The sequence below is a fragment of the Nocardia cyriacigeorgica genome (assembly GCF_029868385.1).
GTDB classification, from domain to species: domain Bacteria; phylum Actinomycetota; class Actinomycetes; order Mycobacteriales; family Mycobacteriaceae; genus Nocardia; species Nocardia cyriacigeorgica_F.
This window is the reverse complement of record NZ_JARWNX010000059.1, coordinates 111,908-134,425: the sequence shown is the minus strand read 5'-3', so window position 1 is coordinate 134,425 and position 22,518 is coordinate 111,908. Positions and strand designations below refer to the sequence as shown.

At 66.8% G+C, this 22,518-nt stretch carries 22 protein-coding genes; 14 read left to right on the top strand and 8 right to left on the bottom strand.

Going from position 1 to position 22,518, the window contains the following annotated elements; translation table 11 throughout:
* Positions 1–85: 85 nt before the first annotated feature.
* The 6 genes from QH168_RS20595 to mnhG are packed head-to-tail and all read left to right on the top strand — an operon-like array spanning position 86 to position 6,017.
* Positions 86–2,911 carry a Na+/H+ antiporter subunit A gene (locus QH168_RS20595; protein WP_280236382.1) on the top strand — a complete coding sequence of 942 codons (2,826 nt, stop codon included), beginning with the start codon at positions 86–88 and terminating at the stop codon, positions 2,909–2,911.
* Positions 2,908–3,291: a Na(+)/H(+) antiporter subunit C gene (locus QH168_RS20590; RefSeq protein ID WP_280236381.1), complete on the top strand. Its 384-nt coding sequence runs from the start codon at positions 2,908–2,910 to the stop codon at positions 3,289–3,291. The genes QH168_RS20595 and QH168_RS20590 overlap by 4 nt, the downstream gene beginning before the upstream one ends.
* Positions 3,288–4,883, top strand: a complete 1,596-nt coding sequence (locus QH168_RS20585) for a Na+/H+ antiporter subunit D (RefSeq protein WP_280236380.1) — start codon at positions 3,288–3,290, stop codon at positions 4,881–4,883. Before QH168_RS20590 ends, QH168_RS20585 begins: the two co-directional genes overlap by 4 nt.
* Entirely contained in the window at positions 4,880–5,413 is a 534-nt protein-coding gene (locus QH168_RS20580; RefSeq protein WP_280236379.1) for a Na+/H+ antiporter subunit E, read from the top strand. The genes QH168_RS20585 and QH168_RS20580 overlap by 4 nt, the downstream gene beginning before the upstream one ends.
* Complete coding sequence (locus tag QH168_RS20575) at positions 5,410–5,670, top strand: monovalent cation/H+ antiporter complex subunit F (protein ID WP_280236378.1); 261 nt, start codon at positions 5,410–5,412, stop codon at positions 5,668–5,670. The genes QH168_RS20580 and QH168_RS20575 overlap by 4 nt, the downstream gene beginning before the upstream one ends.
* Positions 5,667–6,017 carry a monovalent cation/H(+) antiporter subunit G gene (gene mnhG / locus QH168_RS20570; protein WP_280236377.1) on the top strand — a complete coding sequence of 117 codons (351 nt, stop codon included), beginning with the start codon at positions 5,667–5,669 and terminating at the stop codon, positions 6,015–6,017. Before QH168_RS20575 ends, mnhG begins: the two co-directional genes overlap by 4 nt.
* 10 nt (positions 6,018–6,027) lie before the next feature.
* Here the strand turns inward: mnhG and QH168_RS20565 are convergent, their stop codons facing one another.
* From QH168_RS20565 to QH168_RS20545, 5 genes are all read right to left on the bottom strand, one after another.
* The gene (locus QH168_RS20565; protein WP_280236422.1) at positions 6,028–7,314 is read right to left on the bottom strand and encodes a phosphatase PAP2 family protein; all 1,287 of its coding nucleotides are present in this window, start codon (positions 7,312–7,314) and stop codon (positions 6,028–6,030) included.
* A gap of 154 nt (positions 7,315–7,468) precedes the next feature.
* On the bottom strand, positions 7,469–8,614 hold the full coding sequence (locus QH168_RS20560; RefSeq protein ID WP_280236376.1) for a glutamate--cysteine ligase: 1,146 nt from the start codon (positions 8,612–8,614) through the stop codon (positions 7,469–7,471).
* A gap of 12 nt (positions 8,615–8,626) precedes the next feature.
* Entirely contained in the window at positions 8,627–9,340 is a 714-nt protein-coding gene (gene sodC, locus QH168_RS20555; RefSeq protein ID WP_280236375.1) for a superoxide dismutase[Cu-Zn], read from the bottom strand.
* A gap of 120 nt (positions 9,341–9,460) precedes the next feature.
* On the bottom strand, positions 9,461–10,000 hold the full coding sequence (locus tag QH168_RS20550; protein ID WP_280236374.1) for a LytR C-terminal domain-containing protein: 540 nt from the start codon (positions 9,998–10,000) through the stop codon (positions 9,461–9,463).
* Positions 10,001–10,018: 18 nt separating this feature from the next.
* Positions 10,019–10,363 carry a DUF3263 domain-containing protein gene (locus QH168_RS20545; protein WP_280236373.1) on the bottom strand — a complete coding sequence of 115 codons (345 nt, stop codon included), beginning with the start codon at positions 10,361–10,363 and terminating at the stop codon, positions 10,019–10,021.
* A 217-nt stretch (positions 10,364–10,580) separates the two neighbouring features.
* Here QH168_RS20545 and QH168_RS20540 point away from each other — a divergent pair, with 217 nt between their 5' ends.
* Genes QH168_RS20540 through QH168_RS20530 form a run of 3 tightly spaced genes read left to right on the top strand, consistent with a single transcriptional unit; the run spans position 10,581 to position 13,002 of the window.
* The gene (locus QH168_RS20540) at positions 10,581–11,168 is read left to right on the top strand and encodes a peptide deformylase (protein WP_280236372.1); all 588 of its coding nucleotides are present in this window, start codon (positions 10,581–10,583) and stop codon (positions 11,166–11,168) included.
* Positions 11,161–12,141 carry an N-acetylglutamate synthase, CG3035 family gene (locus tag QH168_RS20535; RefSeq protein ID WP_280236371.1) on the top strand — a complete coding sequence of 327 codons (981 nt, stop codon included), beginning with the start codon at positions 11,161–11,163 and terminating at the stop codon, positions 12,139–12,141. Before QH168_RS20540 ends, QH168_RS20535 begins: the two co-directional genes overlap by 8 nt.
* A 45-nt stretch (positions 12,142–12,186) precedes the next feature.
* Positions 12,187–13,002: an exodeoxyribonuclease III gene (locus tag QH168_RS20530; RefSeq protein ID WP_280236370.1), complete on the top strand. Its 816-nt coding sequence runs from the start codon at positions 12,187–12,189 to the stop codon at positions 13,000–13,002.
* A gap of 12 nt (positions 13,003–13,014) precedes the next feature.
* Here the strand turns inward: QH168_RS20530 and QH168_RS20525 are convergent, their stop codons facing one another.
* Together QH168_RS20525 and QH168_RS20520 are read right to left on the bottom strand one after the other, a co-directional pair.
* Entirely contained in the window at positions 13,015–13,596 is a 582-nt protein-coding gene (locus QH168_RS20525; protein ID WP_280236369.1) for a Uma2 family endonuclease, read from the bottom strand.
* 85 nt (positions 13,597–13,681) lie between these two features.
* Positions 13,682–15,613 (bottom strand): acyl-CoA dehydrogenase family protein, encoded by a 1,932-nt coding sequence (locus QH168_RS20520; RefSeq protein WP_280236368.1) that lies wholly within the window; start codon positions 15,611–15,613, stop codon positions 13,682–13,684.
* A 154-nt stretch (positions 15,614–15,767) separates the two neighbouring features.
* Here QH168_RS20520 and QH168_RS20515 point away from each other — a divergent pair, with 154 nt between their 5' ends.
* From QH168_RS20515 to thiC, 5 genes are all read left to right on the top strand, one after another.
* A complete protein-coding gene (locus tag QH168_RS20515) occupies positions 15,768–16,394 on the top strand; it encodes a TetR/AcrR family transcriptional regulator (protein ID WP_280236367.1) in 627 nt (208 codons plus the stop codon).
* 116 nt (positions 16,395–16,510) lie between these two features.
* Positions 16,511–17,707, top strand: a complete 1,197-nt coding sequence (locus QH168_RS20510) for a homogentisate 1,2-dioxygenase (RefSeq protein ID WP_280236366.1) — start codon at positions 16,511–16,513, stop codon at positions 17,705–17,707.
* A complete protein-coding gene (gene fahA, locus QH168_RS20505) occupies positions 17,704–18,882 on the top strand; it encodes a fumarylacetoacetase (protein WP_280236365.1) in 1,179 nt (392 codons plus the stop codon). The genes QH168_RS20510 and fahA overlap by 4 nt, the downstream gene beginning before the upstream one ends.
* 209 nt (positions 18,883–19,091) lie before the next feature.
* Complete coding sequence (locus tag QH168_RS20500) at positions 19,092–19,565, top strand: VOC family protein (RefSeq protein WP_280236364.1); 474 nt, start codon at positions 19,092–19,094, stop codon at positions 19,563–19,565.
* A gap of 217 nt (positions 19,566–19,782) precedes the next feature.
* The gene (gene thiC, locus QH168_RS20495; RefSeq protein WP_280236363.1) at positions 19,783–21,444 is read left to right on the top strand and encodes a phosphomethylpyrimidine synthase ThiC; all 1,662 of its coding nucleotides are present in this window, start codon (positions 19,783–19,785) and stop codon (positions 21,442–21,444) included.
* A 51-nt stretch (positions 21,445–21,495) separates the two neighbouring features.
* On the opposite strand, the gene QH168_RS20490 is transcribed toward thiC, so the two are convergent.
* A complete protein-coding gene (locus QH168_RS20490) occupies positions 21,496–22,446 on the bottom strand; it encodes an ABC transporter substrate-binding protein (RefSeq protein WP_432421144.1) in 951 nt (316 codons plus the stop codon).
* Between the last annotated feature and the right edge of the window lie 72 nt (positions 22,447–22,518).

Sequence of the window (22,518 nt, the reverse complement as noted above, 5' to 3'; positions counted from 1 at the left end):
ACCGGGACCTGGACGCAAGTCCTACTACCTACCCACGTAGGATGGCATCGAAACACCCCGCCGCACCGACCCGACGGAGTGAAGCTTGCTCGGAATTCTGCTCGCCCATGCCCTGACCGCCCTTTTGGCGCCGCTCTGCATTCGGGCGATGGGCCGCAACGGGTTCTATCTTCTTGCCCTCGTTCCCCTCGGCTGCCTGGCCTGGGTCTTCGCCAACTGGAACGAGACGAAGCAGGTCCGGCTCAGCTGGGCGCCGAGCATCGAGATGAACATCGACCTGCGTTTCGACTCGCTGGCGGCGGTGATGTGCGCGCTGGTGCTCGGGATCGGATCGCTGATCCTGTTCTACTGCGGACGCTATTTCGACGATTCCGAACCGCGGCTCGGGGTGTTCGCGGCGCAGATGGTGGGCTTCTCCGGTGCCATGTTCGGTCTGGTCACCAGTGACAACATGGTGTTGCTGTTCGTCTTCTGGGAGACAACGACCGTCCTGTCCTTCCTGCTGGTCGGCCACAATTCCGAACGCGCCGAGAGCCGAAGGGCCGCCATCCAGGCGCTGCTGGTGACTGCGGCGGGCGGGCTGGCCATGCTGGTCGGCATCATCATCCTCGGGCAGGTCAACGGCAGCTATCTGCTGTCGGATCTGCTGGCCGCCGAACAGCCGCCGAGCGGGCTCGCGGTGAATGTCGCGGTGGTGTTGATCCTGGTCGGCGCGCTCAGCAAATCCGCCATCGTCCCGCTGCATTTCTGGCTTCCCGGCGCGATGGCCGCGCCCACCCCGGTCAGCGCGTATCTGCACGCCGCGGCCATGGTGAAGGCCGGTGTGTACCTGGTTGCCCGGCTGGCGCCGGTATTCGCCGCCAATCCGGTCTGGCATCCGATCGTGCTCGTACTGGGCGGTGCATCGATGTTGCTCGCCGGTGTGCGTGCGCTCCAGGTCAGCGATCTCAAACTGGTGTTGGCCTTCGGCACCGTGAGCCAGCTCGGCTTCCTGATCCTCATGGTCGGCATCGGCACGCCGGACGCGGCGCTGGCCGGTGTGGCATTGATCGTGGCGCACGCCCTGTTCAAGGCATGTTTGTTCATGGTGGTCGGCATCGTCGACCATGGCGCTGGTACCCGTGATCTGCGGTTGCTGACCGGACTCGGACGGCGCGCACCAGTCCTGTGCGGTGTGGCGGTGACGGCCGCGTTGAGCATGGCGGGTATCCCGCTGATGGTCGGCTTCGTGGCGAAGGAGAGCGCGCTCGACGCGACCCTGCACGCCGGGATCCTCACCGAACCCTCCCGCCTGCTGCTCACCGGAGTGGTCGCGCTCGGCTCGATGCTGACCGTCGCCTACAGCGCCCGCTTCCTGTGGGGCGCGTTCGGCGACAAGCCCGGCGTCGCCGAACCGCAGTGGCATCGGCCCGGCGCGCTGCTACTGGGCGCACCCGCGCTGCTGGCCACCGCCAGCCTGATCGCGGGCCTGGCCGCGCCGGGCCTCGACCGGCTGATCAGCCCGTACGCGCGTTCGGTGCCCGGCGTACTCGACGCGCATCTACTGCTGTGGCACGGCTTCAACGGCGTCCTCGCGCTCACGGTCCTGATCATCGCCGTCGGCCTGGTGATCTTCCGGTTCCGCGGACAGATCGGGGAGTCCCCGCGCCCGATACTCGGCAACGCCGACCGCGCCTACGACGCCACCCTGCGTGGCATGGACAAACTGTCGCTGCGGATGACCGGCTCGGTGCAGCGTGGTTCGCTGCCGGTCAGCCAGGCGATCATCCTCTGCACGCTGATCATCCTGCCGTCGGTCGTGCTGGCCCTCGGCACCAGAACCGGCATCGAGCTGCGGTTGTGGGATTCGCCGCTGCAATTGGCGATCGGCGCGATCATGGTGGCCATGGCGCTCGGCGCGACGGTGTTGCGTAACCGCCTGGCCAGCGTGCTGGTCGTCGGCGTCACCGGATATGGCTGCGGCGTCATCTTCGCGCTGCACGGCGCACCCGATCTCGCGCTCACCCAGTTCCTGGTGGAAACCCTCACGCTGGTGGTGTTCGTGCTGGTGCTGCGAGCCTTCCCGGCCGAGATCACCGGCTCGCGCAGCACCGCGTTCAATGTCCGGCGCGCGGTGCTCGCGGCCTGCGTCGGCGTCACCGTCACGGTGCTCGGCGCGTTCGCGGTGGCGGCCCGCAGCACGACGCCGATCTGGCAGCGCATCCCGGACGCGGCCTACGAATTCGGCGGCGGTAAGAACGCGGTGAACGTCCTACTGGTCGACATCCGCGCCTGGGACACCCTCGGCGAGATCTCGGTGCTGGTCGTGGCGGCCACCGGCGTGGCATCGCTGGTGTTCCGCAGCCGCCGTTTCGGCAGCGCGCCACGCGCCGCGGACGCACCGAACTACCGGCCCGGCTTGGTGAGCTGGTTGCCCGCGGGCAGGCTGGTCGACCGGCGCCAACGGTCGATGGTCATGCAGATCACCACCCGGCTGGTGTTCCCGACCATGATGGTGCTGTCGGTCTACTTCTTCTTCTCCGGTCACAACGCTCCCGGCGGCGGATTCGCCGGTGGACTCACCGCCGGACTGGCCCTGGTACTGCGGTATCTGGCGGGCGGACCCTATGAACTCGGTGAGGCGCTGCCGGTGGAGGCCGGGCATCTGCTCGGCGCGGGGCTCACTCTCGCCGCCGGCACCGCGACCACCTCGCTGATCTTCGGTGCACCGCCGCTGTCCTCGGCGATCCTCGAGGTGACGCTACCGCTGCTCGGCCATGTGAAGCTGGTGACCTCGCTGTTCTTCGACCTCGGCGTGTATCTCATCGTGGTCGGGCTCGTGCTCGACGTGCTGCGCAGCCTCGGCGCGCGCCTCGATCGCGAGTTGGCCGAATCGCCCGGTCCCGCCGAAGTACGGGAGGCGGTCAAGTGAGTGCGAATCTGACCCTGCTGATCGTCATCGGCGTGCTGGTGGCATGCGGTGTCTACCTGATCCTCGAACGGGCCGTGTCGAAGATGCTGCTCGGCATGATCCTGTTCGGCAACGCGGTGAACCTGCTGATCCTCACCATGGCGGGCGCGGACGGGAAACCGCCCATCAGCGGCGCCGCCGATGACGCCCATGAGGAGATGGCCGATCCGCTGGCCCAGGCCATGGTGCTCACCGCGATCGTCATCACCATGGGCCTCGCCGCTTTCGTGCTCGCGCTCGCCTACCGCTCCTTCACCCTGACCACCACCGATGACGTCGAGAACGACCCGGAGGATGTCGGGATCGCGGCCAAGCGCGAGCAGGAGGATCCCGAGGAATGAGCGTGTCGTCCGACCTGCTGCCGGTGCTGACACCGCTGCCGGTCCTGATCCCGCTGCTGGCCGCGGCCACCACCCTGGTCTTCGGCCGGCGCCCGCGCACCCAGCGGATGGTCGCGCTGATCGCGCTGTCCGCGGCGGTGGCGGTGTGCGCGGTGCTGCTGTTCCTCGCCGACCGTGACGGTACGACCGCGCTCCAGGTGGGCGCGTGGGAGACCCCGATCGGCATCACGCTGGTGGTGGATCGGCTGGCGGCGGCGATGGAGCTGGTGTCGTCGATCGTGCTGCTCGCCGTCGCCGTCTACGGTGCGGGCCAGAACATTCGTGACGCCGACTCCCAGCAGCCGACCTCGATCTTCTGGCCGACCTATCTGGTGCTGAGCGCGGGCGTGTCGATGGCCTTCCTCGCGGGCGATCTGTTCAACCTGTTCGTCGGCTTCGAGATCCTGCTGGTCGCCTCGTTCGTGCTGCTCACCCTCGGCGCGACCGAGGAACGCATCCGGGCGGGTGTGTCCTATGTGATGGTCTCGATGTTGTCGTCGCTGATCTTCCTGACCGGCATCGCCCTTGCCTACGGCGCGACCGGAACGCTCAATATGGCCCAGCTCGCGGTCCGCATGGACGAGGTGCCGGTGGGCGTCCGCAATGCGGTGTACGCGGTGCTGCTGGTGGCGTTCGGCATCAAGGCCGCGGTGTTCCCGCTGTCGAACTGGCTGCCGGACTCCTACCCCACCGCGCCCGCGCCGGTGACCGCCGTCTTCGCCGGTCTGCTGACCAAGGTCGGTGTGTACTCGATCATCCGCACCTACACGCTGATGTTCCCCGACGGCGGCTTCGACAATGTGCTGCTGATCTCGGGTCTGTTGACGATGCTCGTCGGCATTCTCGGTGCGATCGCGCAGAGCGATATCCGCCGATTGTTGTCGTTCACGCTGGTCAGCCATATCGGTTACATGGTGTTCGGTGTCGGGCTCGCCAGCCGGATGGGCTTGTCGGGCGCGGTCTACTACATCGCCCACCACATCCTCGTGCAGACGGCCTTGTTCCTGGTGGTCGGCCTGATCGAACGCCAGGCCGGATCGGCGTCGCTGCGCAGGCTCGGCGGGCTCGCCGCGGCGAGTCCGCTGCTGGCGATCCTGTTCCTGGTGCCGGCGCTGAATCTGGGTGGTATCCCACCGTTCTCCGGTTTCGTCGGCAAGGTGGCCCTGTTGCAGGCGGGCGCGCAGAACGGCAGTGTGCTGGCCTGGGTGCTGGTCGGCGGTTCGGTGGTCACCAGCCTGCTCACCCTGTACGTGGTGGCGCGGGTGTGGAGCAAGGCGTTCTGGCGGCCGCGGGCCGAAGCCCCTGAGGGTCATCTGGCGGCGGCGACGCTGCCCACCCTGGTGGAGGACTCCACCGACATGCTCTACGACGAGCGCGCCGATCCCGGTCGGATGCCCTCGCTGATGGTGATCTCCACCGCCGCGCTGGTCGCGGTCGGTCTCGCGCTCACGGTCTGGGCCGGGCCGATCCTGAACATCGCCGACCGGGCGGCCGACGACCTACGCGATCGCGGCGTCTACATCACCGCCGTGCTGGGATCGGAGCCGCGATGAGCCGGGAGACCGTGATCAGGATCGCCATCCTGCTGTGGCTGGCCGCGGTGTGGGTGGCGCTGTGGGGCAGGCTCAGCGTCGCCAATGTGGTGGCCGGGCTTGTGGTCGGCGCGCTCATCATGGTGACGCTGCCGCTGCCGCGGGTGCCGGTCACCGGATGGGTGCGGCCGGTGCCACTGCTGCAACTGATCGCCGTCAGCGTGTACTACGCGCTCGAATCGAGTTTGCAGGTGGCCTGGTTCGCGGTCCGCCCCGCCCCGCCGCCCATCTCCGGCGTGCTGCGCGTGTACTTCAGCTTCAAATCGGATCTGGTGCTGGTGCTGTGCACCAATCTGCTCAACCTCATCCCCGGCACCATGGTGCTGGAACTCGACCGCGAACGCTGTGTGGTGTACGTGCACGTGATGGATGTGGGTAGCGATAAGGCGGTGGACAAGTTCTATCGCACCACCAGGCAGTTGGAGCGGCTGCTGATCGCCACCTTCCAGCGGCCCGCCGCACCGCGCCCCACCTCGGAGGTGAAGTCATGATCGTCGTCGCCGTGACGGCCGCCGTCCTGCTGGTGGCGGCCGCGCTGATCACCGCCTACCGCACCCTGGCCGGGCCGAGCACCCTCGATCGTGTGGTCGGCATCGATTCGCTGGTCGCGATGGCCATCTGCGGGCTCGCCGTCTGGGCCGCCTACAGCCGTGACACCACGGTGGTGCCCGCCATCGTCGCATTGGCGCTGGTCGGGTTCCTCGGCTCGGCCGCGGTGTCCCGATTCCGAGTGCAGGACGACCGATGAGCACTGTCCTCGATTGGATCTCCGGCATCCTCATCGTGCTCGGTGCGGCGCTGGCGTTCACCGCAGCCATCGGCATCGTCCGGTTTCCCGACACCCTCATGCGCATGCATGCCGCCACCAAACCACAGGTCATCGGCCTGAACCTGGTGCTGGGCGGCACCATCATCCGGGTCTACGACAGCCCGGACGCCTGGATGTTGATCCTGGTCGGCCTGTTCACCCTGCTGACCGCTCCGGTGATCGCGCATCTGATCGGCCGCACCGCCTACCGCGAACAGCGACACCGCGACGGGCTGCTCGCCGTCAACGAACTGGGCAACGAACTGGATCAGCGGCCGAGCAACTGAGCACCGGCTGCTATTCGGCCGAAGCCGCGACCGGCTCGATCTCCTCCGCGCGCACCTTCTGCCTGCGGGCGAACCAGGTGCCGTGGAAGGCCGCGGCCACAGCGGCCAGCAGCGCCAGCACAATGGTGCCCGCCAGCACCGGATACTCCGCCATCGGTACAGCCAGATAGCGATAGGACACCAGCAGGGCGGCCAGCACCAACGTGCCACCGGCCACCAGCCGGATGCGGAACCAGCCCCAGCCGCGCTCGGGTTCGCGCAGCGCCGACTCCACGGTGAGGCACAGCACCGCGCCGGCGACCAGATCGACGCCGTAGTGGTAGCCGAAGCCGAGGGTCGCCGCCAACGTGCACAGCAGCCAGAACATCCCGCCCCAGCGCAGCCAGCGGGGTGCGAGACCGCCGTCGGCGGCGCGGCGGGTGTGCAGGAACACCGCGAGCGCCCATGCGGTGTGCATGGAGGGCATGCAGTTGCGCGGAGTGACGCCGTCGAAATCCAGCGCCGACGGATTGCGATCGACCGGCGGCACCACCTGCGGCCAGTAGTTGCCCAACTGGAATCCGGCGCCGTCGGCGCCGAAGGCGAACATCGGGCCGACCACCGGGAACAGCACGTAGATCAGCGGACCCACCAGCCCGAGCACCAGAAACGTCCGCACCAGATAGTGCCCCGGCCAGCGTCCGGTGGACACCACCCCGCGCAGCTGCCACACCGCGACCACGATCGCCGCGGCGGGCAGTTCGATATAGACCCAGTGCAGCACCGCCTCCACCGACGGGCCGAGAGTGTCCAGTACCCGGCCCATCACCCACGCCGGATCGCCGAGGGCGTGATCGGCCAGCATGACGTATTCGTCGAGCACCTGCGGCTGGGTGAGGATCGTGACATGCAGCCATACGTCGCCGACCTTGGTGGCCAGGATCAGCAGCGCGCCCAGCGCCGCCGCGTGCAGGGCGTTACGGCGTTCGGCGCCTTCCCAGCGCACCAGCGCGAGCACCGCGATCGCGGTCAACACGATCACCGGGCCGTTGCCCACCGCGAACGGGTCCCCCGCCAGCATTCGGCCACCCGCGCAGACGGCGTCGATCGCCACCGCGGCGCCCGCCGCGATCCAGCGCCGCCGCGTCGGCAGCCCGACCAGCGCCAGCGCCAGCCCCGCCCACGGCACCGTCATCGACTTGGGTGTGCCCGCGAAATCACGCCACAGGCTCTCCAGCGGACCTTCGAAACCCTGGATCAGCGCCACCACTTGGAGGGCGATCAACAGGGCGGGCACCGCGGCGATCGCGGCGCCCATGGCGAGGACTCGAATCCGGGTACGCGGCACGGACAATCGGTCCGCGTCGCCAACTCTGGAGTTCGGGTCTTCGACTAACACATCGACCATGTTAAACGGCAGGTGAACGTGGTCCCCCGGCCGACCGAACGTCAGCAGACGACAGCCGCCGCGCTCACTGGTCGAGTTCCTTGACCAGCGCGTCCACCACCGCGACGAGATCACCCTGCGCCGCGGCCGCCACCTTGCGCTGCCGCTGGTAGGAGGCGCCGCGAACGGGAATTTCGGCGACCGAGGCGAGTTCGTCGGAACAGCCGAGCAGCTTCGCGGTGGGCTCCAACCGGTTCAATAGCTCGGACAGATCATCTGTGACGAGACGCTCATTGCTGTCGGCGTCGACGATGACGATCGCGTCGAGGCCATATCGCGCGGCCCGCCACTTGTTCTCCTGCACATGCCACGGCGGCAGGGTGGGCAACTCTTCGCCGTTTTCCACCCGCCGGTCCAGATCGACGATCAGACAGTGGATGAACGCCGCCATCGCGGCCAGTTCGGCCCTGGTGGAAATACCGTCGCAGACCCGCACCTCGATGGTGCCCCATTTCGGTGCCGGCCGGATATCCCAGTGCATACCGCCGAGTTGTTCGAACACACCGGTTTTGAACTGGTCGTGCACGAAATACTCGAACTGGGTCCAGTTCTCGAACTGGAACGGCAGACCGGCGGTGGGCAGCTGCTGGAACATCAACGCGCGGTTGCTCGCATAGCCGGTATCGGCGCCCGACCACATCGGTGACGACGACGACAGCGCGAGCAGATGCGGATACGACAGCAGCAGCGAGTTCAGGATCGGAAAGACCTTGTCCTGATGCGACACTCCGACGTGCACGTGCACGCCCCAGATCAACATCTGCCTGCCCCACCACTGGGTGCGTTCGATCAGCTCGTCGTAATGCGGTGAGCGGGTCAGCTGCTGGGCCGACCACTGCGCGAAGGGGTGGGTGCCCGCGCAGAACAGGTCGACACCGAGCGGATCGGCGGCGCGACGCACCGTGTCCATGGTGCCGCGCAGATCGTCCATCGCCTCGCCGACGGTGTCGTGCACACCGGTGACGAGTTCGACGGTATTGCGCAGCAATTCCTTCGTCACCTGCGGCGTGCCGTCGTGGGCACGCAGATCACCGACCGAATCGAACACTGTCGCAGCGGTATTGGACAGATCGCGGGTCACCTTGTCGACGAGCGCGATCTCCCATTCCACGCCGATGGTCGGGCGGGGCGAACCGTGGAAGACAACCCTCTCGATCCCAGCCCCGCCCATGCCGGCACGCTCCTACTGGATGACGCCGCAGGCGACACGGCCGCCCGCGTCGCCGGTCGCGAGGGTGGCCTCGTCCGGGCCCGCGACACCGTCGGCGCGGTTGTAGCGGCCGGGGATGTTGCCGAAGTTGTCGGCGTCGGCGTGGATGATCAGCGCCTTGCCGCGGATATCGGACATGGTCACCTTGTCGGTGGTGGTGACGAGGGTGGCGTTGCCGTCCTCGCGGACCTGCAACGAGGTCAGATCACCGCTGGCCGGATGCGAATTGGCGGCGCCGACCTGGAGATGGCCACCGGCGGAGAGGAAGTCACCGGCCGAACCGCCGGTGGGAGCCATCGAATTGGGCTCACACTTGCCCACCTGGTGGATATGCAGACCGTGGAATCCGGGACGCAGACCATGGGCCTCGACGCTGATCCGCAGATGGCTGCCCGCCTCGGTGATATCGGCGGTGCCGACCGTGGTGCCGGTGGCATCCTTAAGATCGACCTTCGTGCCACCGGCTTCCGTGGAGTCGCCGTGTCCGCCGGTGCTGCCACCGTGGCCACCGCCGTGACCGCTCTCGGTACCGGCCGGGGCGGGTGAACTCGTCCACACCGGCGGGGTCGTTCCCTGGACGTCACTCGACTCCTGGCTGTTCGTGCAGGCGGTGAGGCCGAAGACGGCGATCGCCAGCACCGGGGTCACGGTCCGCCAGGACGGGCGACGAGTTGTGGACGGTGCCATCGGGGAACTCCTTTACGAGTACCGAGTTTACGAGTAAAGCTGGGTGGACACGTTGTTTTATCGGTCAAGATGATGCCACGCCCGCCGTGTCGCTCGATCCTCGGGCCGTGTCGGAGCGGGTCAGTTCCCGGTCACCACGACGACCACCCCGGTGGAACCGGCGCCCAATCCGGAGATCATCGGCGCGACGCCCGCACCGAGAACGGCAGCGACGGCTTCGGCCGCCGCCTTGTCTCCGGTGGCGGTGCCGTAATAGACGGTGGTGGCCGGAATGGTCGAGCCCGCGTAGTTGCCCGCCGAGGCATTGGTCCAGCCGTTGGCGGCGAGCTGGTTCACCGTCTTCGATGCCAGCCCGGCGACCAGGCTGTTGTTGAGCACCCGGATCGGCGTCGCCTGATCCACCGTCGATGTGGCGCCGGTGGTGGTGGTCGGAGCGGCCGTCGTGGTGGGTGCGGCGGTGGTGGTCCGCGCGGAGGTGGCCTGCGGGGCCGCCGCCACCGACGTCGTCTCCGGCGCACTGGTCTCGGCCGATTCGGTGTCGGAGTCCGCGCTCGACAGCGACATCGCGCCAAGACCGGCGAAAACGATGGCGAGTGCGATCAGCACCATCGCCAGCGCGCGCAGCGGGATCCCGCCGGGAGTGGGTTTCGGATAACTCACCTGTTCGAGCCTAGTCCGTCACACCTGGAACCCGAGCCGCCGCGCGGCGCGGGCCTTCTGCCTGCTGGCCCGCAGCCGGCGCAGCCGTTTGACCAGCATCGGGTCGGCGGCCAGCGCTTCCTGCCGGTCCACGAGGGCATTGAGCACCTGGTAGTACCGGGTGGGCGACATCGAGAACAGCTCGCGGATGGCTTCTTCTTTGGCCCCCGCGTACTTCCACCACTGACGCTCGAAGGCCAGGATGTCGTGTTCGCGACGGCTCAGGCCGTCGTCGTCACCGGCCTGCTGAGTGGCCGCGACCTCTTCGCTCGTAGAAGGGCTGTCCTGGATTGCGGTAAGGTCCCGCGCTGCTGCGCCGTCCATCTTGCTCCCTCGCCGAGTCACCGTCGGACGAAATGATGCTTGTACGTCGCGGATCATTCAACCACGGGGACACACGATCGCGCCGTCTGTCCACCGGCGTGTCCGGTACCAGCGGTTACGTGTCGCATGGACGGTCCGGCCACCGTCGGCCACCCGGAAAAACGTCCGCCGAGGGGCGGCGCGCGCCGCCTGACGTCGACGCGGCAAAATTGTGCCCATGGCAATCCTCCCTATCGTGATCGTCGGCGATCCCGTTCTGCACAATCCGACCGAACGGGTGACTCAGTCGCCGGAGGAGCTGGCCGGGCTGATCGCGGACATGTACGAGACGCTCGACGCCGCCAATGGTGTGGGTCTCGCGGCGAACCAGGTGGGGAAGCCGCTGCGGATGTTCGTCTACGACTGCCCGGATCAGGCCGCTGATGGCACGGTCACCCGTCGCCGCGGCGCGGTGATCAATCCGGTGCTCGAGACCTCCGAGATCCCCGAGACCATGCCCGATCCCGATGACGATGAGGAGGGCTGCCTGTCGGTCCCCGGTGAGCAGTTCCCCACCGGCCGCGCCGACTGGGCCAAGGTCACCGGCGTCGACGAGCACGGCGAACCGGTGGAGATCGAGGGCAAGGGCTTCTTCGCCCGGATGCTGCAACACGAGGTCGGCCATCTCGACGGCTTCCTCTACGTCGATGTGCTGGTCGGCCGCAATGCCCGCGCCGCGAAGAAGGCCATCAAGCGCAGCGGCTGGGGCGTACCGGGTTTGAGCTGGGTGCCCGGCACCGTGCCGGATCCGTTCGGGCATGACTGATTCCGCCGATATTCCGCTCGGTCGCCGGGTGGTGCTGCGTTATCTGCTGCCCGAGGGCTATCCACAGCCGATGACGGATGTGATCGGCGAACTGGTCTCCCTCGATCCGCCGACCGTGCGCGGCGCCGACGGCCAGGTGGTCTCGGTCTCCGCCGACCGCGTGGTGGCATTGAAAGCATTGGGGCCGAGGCCGATTCGCACCAGCGAGATCCGCGCGGTGGAAGCGGCGGCGGCCGATGGCTGGCCCGGCGCCGAACACGCCTGGATCGACGGCTGGTTGGTGCGCGCCGGGCACGGCTACACCAATCGCGCGAACTCCGCCGTGCCGCTGGGCAATTCGGATGGACCCGCACTCGTCTCCGCGGATGCGCTGCATCGGATCGAGGCGTGGATGACCGCACGCGGCCTGCCGTTGCGGTTGCTGCTGCCGGATCGGTTGGCGCCGCCGCCCTCGGGCTGGCACACCTGGGGTGAGACGGCGGTGCTCGGGATCGACCTGGACAATTTCGTGCTGCCGCGCGGTCCGTCGATGGTGCGCATCGCACCGGCCCCCGATGCGGCATGGCTGGAGCTGCATCGTCATCGGGGCGCCGAACCTTCGGATCCGCCCGCCCCCATACCCGAGGTGGACGTGCTGACCTCGGTGCGCGACGGCGAACTCGGCTTCGCCTCACTCGGTGTGCCCGCGCCCATCGCGATCGGCCGCGGCGCGCTCACCACCGCGCCCGACGGGCTGCGCTGGATCGGACTGACCTGCGTAACCACCGAGGAGCAGCATCGACGGCACGGACTTGCCGCACTGGTCTGCGCCGAGCTGATCCGCTGGGGCCGCGACCGGGGAGCCACCCATGCATATGTGCAGGTCGAAACCGATAATTCCGGTGCGCTCGCGCTGTATCGCGGACTCGGTTTCCTCGACCACCACCATTACCGCTACGCCGCCCCCGGACCCCGTATCCCGGTGGTGCGGTAGAACGGGATCAGACCGTTCGCTCCACTCTCTTCGACAAGGAACCCCGTGCGCCTCGCGACCTGGAACGTCAACTCGATTCGCTCCCGGATGGACCGGGTCGCGGCCTTCCTCGACCGCCAGGACATCGATGTGCTGGCCATCCAGGAAACCAAATGCCGCGACGACCAGTTCCCATTCGAACGGTTCGACGAACTCGGCTATGAGGTGGCGCACCTGGGCGTCAACCAGTGGAACGGTGTGGCCATCGCCTCCAGGGTCGGTCTGGCCGATGTTGAGCTGGCGTTCCCGGATCAGCCCGGCTTCGACAAGAACGCGGGCGAATCGTTGATCGCCACCCCGGTGGTCGAATCGCGCGCCATCGGCGCCACCTGCGGCGGGGTGCGGGTGTGGAGCCTGTACGTACCCAATGGCCGCGCCCTCGACGATCCGCACTACACCTACAAACTGGAGTGGCTGGCCGCACTGCGCGACAACGCCGCCCGCTGGCTCACCGAAGACCCGCAGGCCAAGATCGCACTGGTCGGCGACTGGAATATCGCACCCACCGACGACGACGTCTGGTCGCCCGAATTCTTCGCCGGCAAAACCCACACCTCCCAGCCCGAACGCGACGCCTTCACCGCCGTCCTCGACACCGGCTTCGCCGACGTCATGCGCCCCTTCGCCCCCGGCCCCGGCGTCTACACCTACTGGGACTACACCCAGCTGCGCTTCCCCCGCAAAGAGGGCATGCGCATCGATTTCCTCCTGGCCTCCCCCGCCCTCGCATCGACCGCCACCGACGCCGTCGTCGACCGCGAGGAACGCAAGGGCAAGGGCGCCAGCGATCACGCCCCGGTGATCGCGGAGTTCACCGACTGAGCATTACGCCGACTACGAGACCCACACCTTCAGCGGCTCGGTGTCGAGCGTGACATCCACCGGCGACGGAATCCGGACCGAACTACCGAACGGCACCGTCAGCCGTCGCTCGTACCGGCCATCGATGGGCTCGCTGTGCACGGTCAACTCGCACGATTGACGATCGATCAGCAGGTACACCGGAATACTCGATTCAGCGTACGCACGCGGTTTTTCGTCGCGATCTCGACGATCGGTGTCCTGATCGTGTGAGGTGACTTCCACAGCCATCAGCACCGGTTCCGGATCGGCCCATTCACCGCACCCGACGAACGCCTCGGCGTCTGCGAGGACGCCATCGGGCCGCGCGCGGCCGGACCGATAGCCACGGACCTTCAACCCCTGCTCGGTCCACAGAAATAGCTCGGGACGCAGTGCAATGAAGATTCGAATCAACCACTGGATGATCCGTCCGTGATCACCATCCGGCACTGCCTTCGCCCCCAGTTTCCCCTCGATGTACTCCAACCGAACACCCTCCGAGACACGCTCGGCCAACCGAGCGAGTTCCTCGAACTCCTCGGTTGTCATGAGCGACTCGTGCACTGCGGTCATGGCACAAAGATACAGGCTGGCGACCCTCCCGAACAGGACGTTTCCGCCCCGGACGGCGACAGTCAGCGCCGGATCGAAAGGTCGGTCAGGGATTCATCTCGTACGCGTCCGACAGTGCACGGGCCTGCCCTAGCACGCGTTCGAAGCGGGTGCGGTCGGCGACCGGGCGGCGGATCAGGTCGAGGGCACGGTGCTGCTGGGCGGTGGTCGCGGTGGGTTTGTTGTGCAGGGTGAGCGCGTGCGTGGAGAACTGGCGGACGAACAGGTCGAAGATCTGGTCGAGTACGGCCGCGTCGGTGCCGTCGATCTCGGCCTGCTCGAGCACCAGCTGGGCGTAGGGCACCGCGGTGAACAGTTCGCCGAATGCGAAGAGAAAATCGACATCGCGCTGCTGCTGCGCCGTCGGCCCGGCCGCGACGAGCAAGGATTGGAATGCGCGGATCTGTTCGAGGAACACCGCAACGTTCGGTACGTGGGCGAAGCGCTCGAAGATCGGTCGCCAATCGCCGAATCGGATCCGTCCGAGCCCACTGCTCGGGCCCTGTCGGAACAGGAACTCGTCGTCGGCGGCGTCGCGGCGGGTCGGCACCGGTGCGTGGTCGGCCGCGCGCAGCTGGGCGCCGAGTGCGGGCACAGCGGCGGCCGCGCGCGGGGACAGACGCCTGCTCGACCAGCTCAGCGCACCCGAGACCGCGCGAACGGCGCCCTTGGGCGCACCGCCCGCACCGGGCAGATAGCGCAGCGCGGCCAGACCGGCGTCGGATGGATGGAACATGTACCCGGCCATGAACTTCAGCGACAGCGCCATGTTCACGTGCACGGTGCCTTCCAACCGCGGCAGACCGAAGAGGCCGAGCATCGCCATCGGGAAGTACATGTCCTTCTCGAAGCCGCGGGCCGCGATCACATCGGCCAGGTCTTCGATGATGCGCTGTCCCTGCCGGGTGACCGTCATCTTCTCGATGGCATTGAACAGCAGATAGCGGCGGTCCCGCGGCGATGCCGAACGCAGGTAGTCGATGGCGCGCGCACTGTAGAGCTTCATCGCGATCAGCCGCGCGTACGAATCGGTCACCAGTGCCTGCACCTGGGGGAATTCAGTCACCCGGTGGCCGAACAGGACGCGGTTGTCGGCATGCCGGATGGCCTCGTAGAAAGCGTGCTCGCAGGCGCCGATCGCGCCGAAGCCGAGGTTGAACTTGCCGACGTTGACGGTGTTCATCGCGGCATGGAATGCGGCCTCACCACGATGCAGAATGTCCTGCTCGCCCACCGGGTACTGCTCCAGATCGAAGGCGGCCACATACATCTGGCCGTCGACCACATTGCCGCGCAACCGGTAGTTTTCGTGCCCGCTGTCGGCGACGAAGAACAGATAACCCTCGTAGTCGTCCTGAGTCGGCTTGTCCCGCAGTGCCTTCGAGCTGTCGATGATCGGTTTGTCGGCGCGGCGGCCGAAGACCGACACCATCGCGGCCGCATTACCGTTGCCGATGTAATGCTTGCCGCCGGTCGCCAGGAAACCGCCGTCGCCGGTCGGCTCGAGCACCATATCGGTGGAGTAGACGTCGGCGCCGTGCTCCTTCTCCGAGAGCCCGAAGGCGAAGATCTCCCCCGAGTCGAGCAGTGCCGCGGCGCGTCGTTTGGCGGCGGCGTTATCGCTCTGCCAAATCGGTCCGAGGCCGAGGATGGTGACCTGCCAGACGTACCAGTACTGCATGCTGTAGAAGCCGAGGATCTGGCTCATCATCGCGATCCGCGCGGTGTCCCAGCGTTTGCCCGGGTCGCCGTCGGCCTCGGCAGCCGGGGTCAAGAAGGTGGCGAACACCCGCTCGCGTTTGACGAAGTCGAGAAACTCCGAATACCAGATCCGGTCGCGATCCTCCTGCTTCAGCACGGCCTTGCCACGTGATTCGAACCAGTCGACGACGGCGCGCAGCAGACGTCGGGTTGTCGCGTCGAACTCCGCGAATTCGCAGGTCTTCGGGTTGAACAGGGGGCCGGTCTGGCGTGTCATGTCAATTCTCCTCGGGCCGGGTCGGCGGTCCGGCGCACAGCCGGAGGCAATTTCCTACAGGAATGTAGCATTATTATTCATTAGCGTAGGAACTGCTGGTGGCACCCGCAAGACCAGCGACAACGCCCACGACTCCGCTGATATCGTGAATTCCATGAGCACCGAATCGGCTGTGCGGCCGCGACGACGGGCACAGCATCTCGGCCCGGAACGCCGCCGGCCGCAGGTGCTCGACGCCGCGCTGGCGATTGCGATCGAACAGGGCATCGCGGCGGTGACCGTCGCGGCGATCGCCGAACGGATGAGCGTCACACGGCCGGTGGTGTACGCGTGCTTCCCCGACCGGGTCGCCCTGATCGAAGAACTGATCCGGCGCGAGGAGTCGTACGTGATCGGCGGAGTCCTCGGCGCATTGCGCAAACGTGCGGTCGACGCCGGTGAGCCGGTGTTCGTCGAAGGGTTCCGGGCCCTGCTCGAGGTGGTGGCCGCGCGGCCGGATTCCTGGCTGCTGCTCTACGGCAATCCGGACCCCGCGGTGGCCGATTCGTTCGGACGCGGCCGCGGTCTCGTCGTCGAACGATGCACCCGGCTGCTGCGCCCCACCCTGCGGGCCTGGGGCACCGAAGATGCCGATCGCAAACTTCCGGTGCTGGTCGAGCAGTGGATCTCGGCCGGGGAAGGCGCGGTGCGGAGCCTGCTCGCCGGGACCGGCGAGTGGACGCCGGACGAGTTGGGCGCGTTCGTCGGCGCCGCGGTCTACCGCGCGCTGCGCAACGCCTGAGCCGAGCACGCTCGATTACGCGGTGCGCGGAATATCGCGCCGCGAGCGGCCCCGCCGACAACAGTCGCGGCATACGATGGGTCAGGCTGTCCGTCCGTTCGGCGGGAGGTGTGGTCATGGCTTTCTATCGACAGGTGGGATCGGTGCCGCCGAAGCGGCACACCCAGCATCGCGATGAGCAGGGGCGCCTGTTCTACGAGGAACTCATGGGCGAGGAGGGCTTCTCCGGCGATTCGTCGCTGCTATATCACCGCGGTCTACCACCGGCGATCATCGACGCGACGGTGTGGGAGCTGCCCGATCAGTCGACGACCCCCAATCATCCACTGCGCCATCGGCATCTGCGATTACACGAACTGTTCCCCGGTGACAGCTGGGCCGGTACGGATGCGGTCACCGGACGACGGCTGCTACTCGCGAATACCGATGTGCGGTTGTCCTACGTCGTCGCCGGTGCGGCATCACCGCTGTACCGCAATGCCATCGGCGACGAACTGGTGTACGTGGAATCCGGTGGCGCGGTGGTGGAGACGGTATTCGGCGCGCTGCCCGTCCGGCAGGGCGATCACGTGCTGATCCCACGGGCCACCACCCATCGCTGGCTGCCCATCGGCCCCGACCCGTTGCGCGCCTATGCGATCGAAGCCTCCAGCCACATCACCCCGCCCAAACGGTACCTGTCGAAATTCGGACAGCTGCTGGAGAATTCGCCGTACTGCGAGCGCGATCTGCACGGACCCGGCGAACCGCTGCTCACCGCCGGCACGGAAGTCGAGGTGCTGGTCAAGCACCGACCCGGCGGACAGATCGCGGGCACCCGAATGGTGTACGCGACGCATCCGTTCGATGTGATCGGCTGGGACGGCTGTCTGTATCCGTTCACCTTCAATATCGGCGATTTCGAACCGATCACCGGGCGGGTCCACCAACCACCACCGGTGCATCAGGCGTTCGAGGGCATCAATTTCGTGGTCTGCAATTTCGTTCCGCGCAAGGTGGACTATCACCCGCTGTCGATTCCGGTGCCCTACTACCACTCCAATGTCGATTCCGACGAGATCATGTTCTACTGCGGCGGGAATTACGAGGCCAGGCGCGGTTCGGGGATCGGGCAGGGATCGATCTCGGTACATCCCGGCGGCTACGCGCACGGACCGCAGCCGGGGGCGTACGAGGCGAGCATCGGGGCGGAATCCTTCGACGAGCTGGCCGTCATGGTCGACACCTTCCGCCCGCTCGAGTTGGGCGAGGGCGCGTTGGCCTGCGAAGACCCCGACTACGCGTGGACCTGGTCCGGACGGGGACCGCGGTGAAGACGCGAATCGAGGTCCCGCAGGATTCGCTGTTCGGGCCGGAGCATCTGCCGTACGGCGTGTTCGCACCCGGCGGCGACGACTATCGCGTCGGCGTACGAGTCGGTGAGCATGTCATCGACCTCGCCACGGCGCTCGACGATTCGGTATTCGCCAGGCCGAATCTCAATTCTTTTCTGGCCCAGGGTCCATGGCGTTGGGCGCAGGTGCGTGAGCGGGTACGTGAACTGGTCTACGACGGTCTCTCCGCCGACGCGATCTTTCCGCTCGCGGCGGTGCACCTGGCCCTGCCGGTGCGAATCGGCGATTATGTCGATTTCTACGCGAGCATCGATCACGCGACGAATCTGGGAAAGCTCCTGCGTCCAGGGTCGGAGCCGCTGCTACCGAATTGGCGTCACCTTCCGGTCGGGTATCACGGTCGCGCGGGCACAGTGGTGGTGTCGGGCACCGATATCGTTCGACCGTGCGGACAGCGGCGAACCGATTCCGGCACACCGGATTTCGGACCCTCGCGACGGCTGGACATCGAGGCCGAACTCGGCTTCGTCATCGGTATCGGCTCCGAACTCGGCAGTGCGATCGACACCGCGGAATTCGCCGATCACGTGTTCGGCGTCGCGTTGATCAATGACTGGTCGGCCCGCGATATCCAGGCCTGGGAATATCAGCCGCTCGGCCCATTCCTCGGCAAATCGTTCGCCACCTCGATGGGAGCATGGATCACCCCGCTGGCAGCGCTGGAATCGGCCAGGATCCCGGTCCAGCCACAAGATCCGTTGCCCCTGCCCTATCTGCGCGAACAGCAGCACTGGGGGCTGGATATCGAGCTGTGCGTGCGCTGGAACGGTGTTCCGGTGGCCCATCCGCCGTACTCGGGGATGTACTGGTCACCGGCGCAGATGCTGGCGCATCTGACCGTCAACGGCGCCGCCACCCGCTCCGGCGATCTCTACGCCTCCGGCACCATCTCCGGCCCGGCCGCCGACCAGCGCGGATCATTCATGGAGCTGTCCTGGGGCGGCGCGGAACCCGTCCCGGTGGGCGACGCCGAGCGCACCTTTCTCCTCGACGGCGACGAAGTCACGATCACCGCTACCGCGCCGGGCAATGCGGGCGCCCGCATCGGCCTCGGCGAGGTCACCGGCCGGATCCTTCCGGCGCGCGATCACTGACCTCCCCCGTATGGGAATTGCGCCGAGCCGAGCAACCGGTCGAGGCGCAGCCGCACCGCGAACAGTGTCGAGCCGATACCGCGGCCGCTGCCGATCGGTCACCGAGCGGTCCGGCTCCACAGCTCGGTTCCACGAAAAACCGCGATGAATTTCGTCGGAAAGCGCAGTCTGCATATACAAGGCCAGCCCATCCGATCGGGAGGACAATCATGCAGAAGATCGTCACCAATCTCTGGTACGACACGCAGGCCGAGGAGGCCGCCGAGTTCTACTGTTCGTTGTTCCCGGATTCCACGATCATCCGAGTCCTGCGCTTCACCGAATCCGGGATGGGCGAGGCGGGAGCTGTGATGACCGTGGACTTCGAACTCGCTGGTCAACGCTTCACCGGCATCAACGGCGGAGGTGAGTACAGCTACACCCACGCCATGTCACTGCTGATCAACTGCGACAGCCAGGACGAGGTCGACCGGCTCTGGGCGGCCCTGCTCGCCGACGGCGGCAAGGAGATCGATTGCGGTTGGCTGTTCGACAAATACGGCGTCCCCTGGCAGGTCTGGCCAGCCGAGGCCGATGAGCTGCTGGTCGGCGATCCGGCAGCGGTCGACCGAGCCACCGCCGCCATGTTGAAGATGAAGAAGATCGACGTGCAGGTGATGCGCGACGCCTACGCGAACGGCTGACCTCGCGCCGCGGCGCGGAGCACCCGGCGGTGCGTCGAGACCGCCGGGCGCTGTTGGCCGGTCTGCTTCGGGCGTTGCCGGGGCGGGTATGGTCGGGCCGGTACATCACGCCAACGGGGGCTCGCACCAGCGGGCTGAGAGGACGGCTAGCCGAAAGGCGATCAGGGCCGTCGACCGTATGAACCTGACCGGGTAATGCCGGCGTAGGGAGGAAATTATGGGTTCCACTGGCCGTTCCGCGACCACCGCGGGTGTCGACACGGTGACCACCGGGCCGATCCAGGGCAGTGTCAAACACTACGAACACGTCGACGCCGACGGTTTGACCTTGCGCATCCCGGTGCGCCGGATCAACCTGACCACCGGCGCACACTTCGACGTCTACGACACCTCGGGGCCGTACACCGACGACACCGCCACCATCGACCTCGAAGCGGGTCTGCCCAAACTGCGCGACGAATGGGGCAAGCCCGAGATCGGCGGGCCGCGCACCCAGCTGGCCTGGGCGCGGGCGGGCATCATCACCGCCGAGATGCGCTATATCGCCGCGCGCGAAGGCGTTTCGCCCGAACTGGTGCGTGACGAGGTCGCCGCGGGCCGCGCGGTGATCCCCGCCAACCATCGCCACCCCGAATGCGAACCGATGATCATCGGCAAGAAGTTCGCGGTGAAGATCAATGCCAATATCGGCAATTCGGCCGTGTCCTCCTCGATCGCGGAGGAGGTGGAGAAGATGGTGTGGGCCACCCGCTGGGGCGCCGACACCATCATGGACCTGTCCACCGGCAAGAACATCCACGAGACGCGCGAATGGATCATGCGCAACTCGCCGGTCCCGGTCGGCACCGTGCCGATCTATCAGGCGCTGGAGAAGGTGAACGGTGATCCGACCCAGCTGACCTGGGAGATCTACCGCGACACCGTCATCGAACAGTGCGAGCAGGGCGTCGACTACATGACGGTGCACGCGGGCGTGCTGTTGCGCTATGTGCCGCTGACGGCCAAGCGGGTCACCGGCATCGTCTCGCGTGGTGGCTCCATCATGGCGGCATGGTGTCTGGCACATCATCAGGAATCGTTCCTCTACACCCACTTCGAGGAATTGTGCGAGATCCTCGCGCGCTACGACGTCACCTTCTCCCTCGGTGACGGTCTTCGCCCCGGTTCCATCGCCGACGCCAACGACGAGGCCCAGTTCGCCGAGCTGCGCACCCTCGGCGAACTCACCAAGATCGCGAAATCGCATGGCGTGCAGGTGATGATCGAGGGCCCCGGCCATGTGCCGATGCACAAGATCGTGGAGAACGTGCGGCTGGAGGAGGAGCTGTGCGAGGAGGCGCCGTTCTACACCCTCGGCCCGTTGGCCACCGATATCGCGCCCGCCTACGACCACATCACCTCGGCCATCGGCGCGGCGATCATCGCTCAGGCCGGTACCGCGATGCTGTGCTACGTCACGCCGAAGGAACATCTCGGCCTGCCCAACCGCGATGACGTGAAGGTCGGTGTGATCACCTACAAGATCGCCGCGCATTCCGCCGATCTGGCCAAGGGGCATCCGCGCGCGCAGCAGCGCGATGACGAATTGTCCAAGGCGCGTTTCGAATTCCGCTGGGTGGACCAGTTCAACCTGTCGCTGGATCCCGATACCGCCCGCGAGTACCACGACGAGACCCTGCCCGCCGAACCGGCCAAGACCGCGCACTTCTGCTCCATGTGCGGTCCGAAGTTCTGCTCTATGCGGATCTCGGCCGATGTGCGCGAGTACGCACAGAAGCAGGGTCTCACCGATGTGGAGGCCATCGAAGCGGGGATGGCGGAGAAGTCCGCCGAGTTCACCGGCGCGGGTAAGCAGGTGTATCTGCCGGTCGTGTCCTAGGCGGCCGATTCCGGCGGTGGCGGCCTCGGCTGCCACCGCCGGATGTGCTCGCTACTGCTGGTCGAAGCGCTTGTCGACGAAATCGCTGAATGTCACCTTGCCCGGAATCGCGCCCGCCTCGGTGAAGGCGTCGGCGATCTCCTGTTCGGAGGCGACGACCTTGTCGTCGAGCGGGATCGGTTCCTTGATCGAGCGGGTCCAGGTGGTGCGGGAGGCGTCGACGGGGATCGCGGTCAGTTCGGCGTATTTGGTCGACCACAGGTCGAGGTTGTCCGATGACCAGGTGGTCGCGGCCGCGTAGCGGGTCAAGAAATCGCTGATGGCCGCCGACTTTCCGGCGTCGCCGACCGCTGCGTTCGAGGCGACCCAGAAGTTGTAACCGTTCGCGGCCTGGTCGGCGGTGGCGATGGTTTTGGCGCCGACCTCGTTCTCCGCGATGGCGGTGTACGGGTCCCAGACCGCCCAAGCGTCGACATCACCGCGGGTCAGCGCGGCGTATCCGTCGGCGGGTGCGAGGTAGACCGGTTCGACATCGTCGAGGCCGAGGCCCGCCTTCTGGAGTTGCAGCAGCAGGTTGGCATTGGCCGAACTGCCCTTGGTCACCGCGACCTTCTTACCTTTCAGTTCGGCGGCCGAACCGATCGCGGAATCCTTGCCGACGAGGATCGCATCGCCCTTACCGGTCGCCGCGAGCGCACCGATGATCTTGATATCGGCATTGGCTGCCGCACCGAAGATCACCGGGGTGTTCCCGGTCTGCGCCAGATCGATCCCGCCCGCGCCCACCGCCTCGATCAGCGGCGGACCGGCGGTGAAGGTGGAGAATTCGATCTTGTACGGCAGATTCTCCAGCTGACCCGATGCCCGCAGCAGCACCTCGATGGAGATCGCCTTCTGATCACCGACCTTCAGGGTCACCGTGCTGAGATCCACCGGGCCACTCGGCACCGGTTCGGCATCGTCACCGCAGGCACTCGTCGCGAATACGGCCGCGGCCACCATGGCCGCACCGGCCAGCCTGGATATCGAGAATCGTTTCACGAGAACCGCTTTCCTGCGTCGTCGGATGGAGGG

What these genes read in the sequence shown, in the direction of transcription:
- mnhG (WP_280236377.1), top strand. Translation starts at nt 5,667, where the DNA reads ATGAGCACTGTCCTCGATTGGATCTCCGGCATCCTCATCGTGCTCGGT.
- QH168_RS20520 (WP_280236368.1), bottom strand. Translation starts at nt 15,613, where the DNA reads ATGACACGCCAGACCGGCCCCCTGTTCAACCCGAAGACCTGCGAATTC.
- QH168_RS20500 (WP_280236364.1), top strand. Translation starts at nt 19,092, where the DNA reads ATGCAGAAGATCGTCACCAATCTCTGGTACGACACGCAGGCCGAGGAG.
- QH168_RS20540 (WP_280236372.1), top strand. Translation starts at nt 10,581, where the DNA reads ATGGCAATCCTCCCTATCGTGATCGTCGGCGATCCCGTTCTGCACAAT.
- QH168_RS20575 (WP_280236378.1), top strand. Translation starts at nt 5,410, where the DNA reads ATGATCGTCGTCGCCGTGACGGCCGCCGTCCTGCTGGTGGCGGCCGCG.
- QH168_RS20535 (WP_280236371.1), top strand. Translation starts at nt 11,161, where the DNA reads ATGACTGATTCCGCCGATATTCCGCTCGGTCGCCGGGTGGTGCTGCGT.
- QH168_RS20560 (WP_280236376.1), bottom strand. Translation starts at nt 8,614, where the DNA reads ATGGGCGGGGCTGGGATCGAGAGGGTTGTCTTCCACGGTTCGCCCCGC.
- QH168_RS20515 (WP_280236367.1), top strand. Translation starts at nt 15,768, where the DNA reads ATGAGCACCGAATCGGCTGTGCGGCCGCGACGACGGGCACAGCATCTC.
- thiC (WP_280236363.1), top strand. Translation starts at nt 19,783, where the DNA reads ATGGGTTCCACTGGCCGTTCCGCGACCACCGCGGGTGTCGACACGGTG.
- QH168_RS20545 (WP_280236373.1), bottom strand. Translation starts at nt 10,363, where the DNA reads ATGGACGGCGCAGCAGCGCGGGACCTTACCGCAATCCAGGACAGCCCT.
- QH168_RS20585 (WP_280236380.1), top strand. Translation starts at nt 3,288, where the DNA reads ATGAGCGTGTCGTCCGACCTGCTGCCGGTGCTGACACCGCTGCCGGTC.
- QH168_RS20490 (WP_432421144.1), bottom strand. Translation starts at nt 22,446, where the DNA reads ATGGTGGCCGCGGCCGTATTCGCGACGAGTGCCTGCGGTGACGATGCC.
- QH168_RS20565 (WP_280236422.1), bottom strand. Translation starts at nt 7,314, where the DNA reads ATGGGCGCCGCGATCGCCGCGGTGCCCGCCCTGTTGATCGCCCTCCAA.
- QH168_RS20525 (WP_280236369.1), bottom strand. Translation starts at nt 13,596, where the DNA reads ATGACCGCAGTGCACGAGTCGCTCATGACAACCGAGGAGTTCGAGGAA.
- QH168_RS20510 (WP_280236366.1), top strand. Translation starts at nt 16,511, where the DNA reads ATGGCTTTCTATCGACAGGTGGGATCGGTGCCGCCGAAGCGGCACACC.
- sodC (WP_280236375.1), bottom strand. Translation starts at nt 9,340, where the DNA reads ATGGCACCGTCCACAACTCGTCGCCCGTCCTGGCGGACCGTGACCCCG.
- QH168_RS20580 (WP_280236379.1), top strand. Translation starts at nt 4,880, where the DNA reads ATGAGCCGGGAGACCGTGATCAGGATCGCCATCCTGCTGTGGCTGGCC.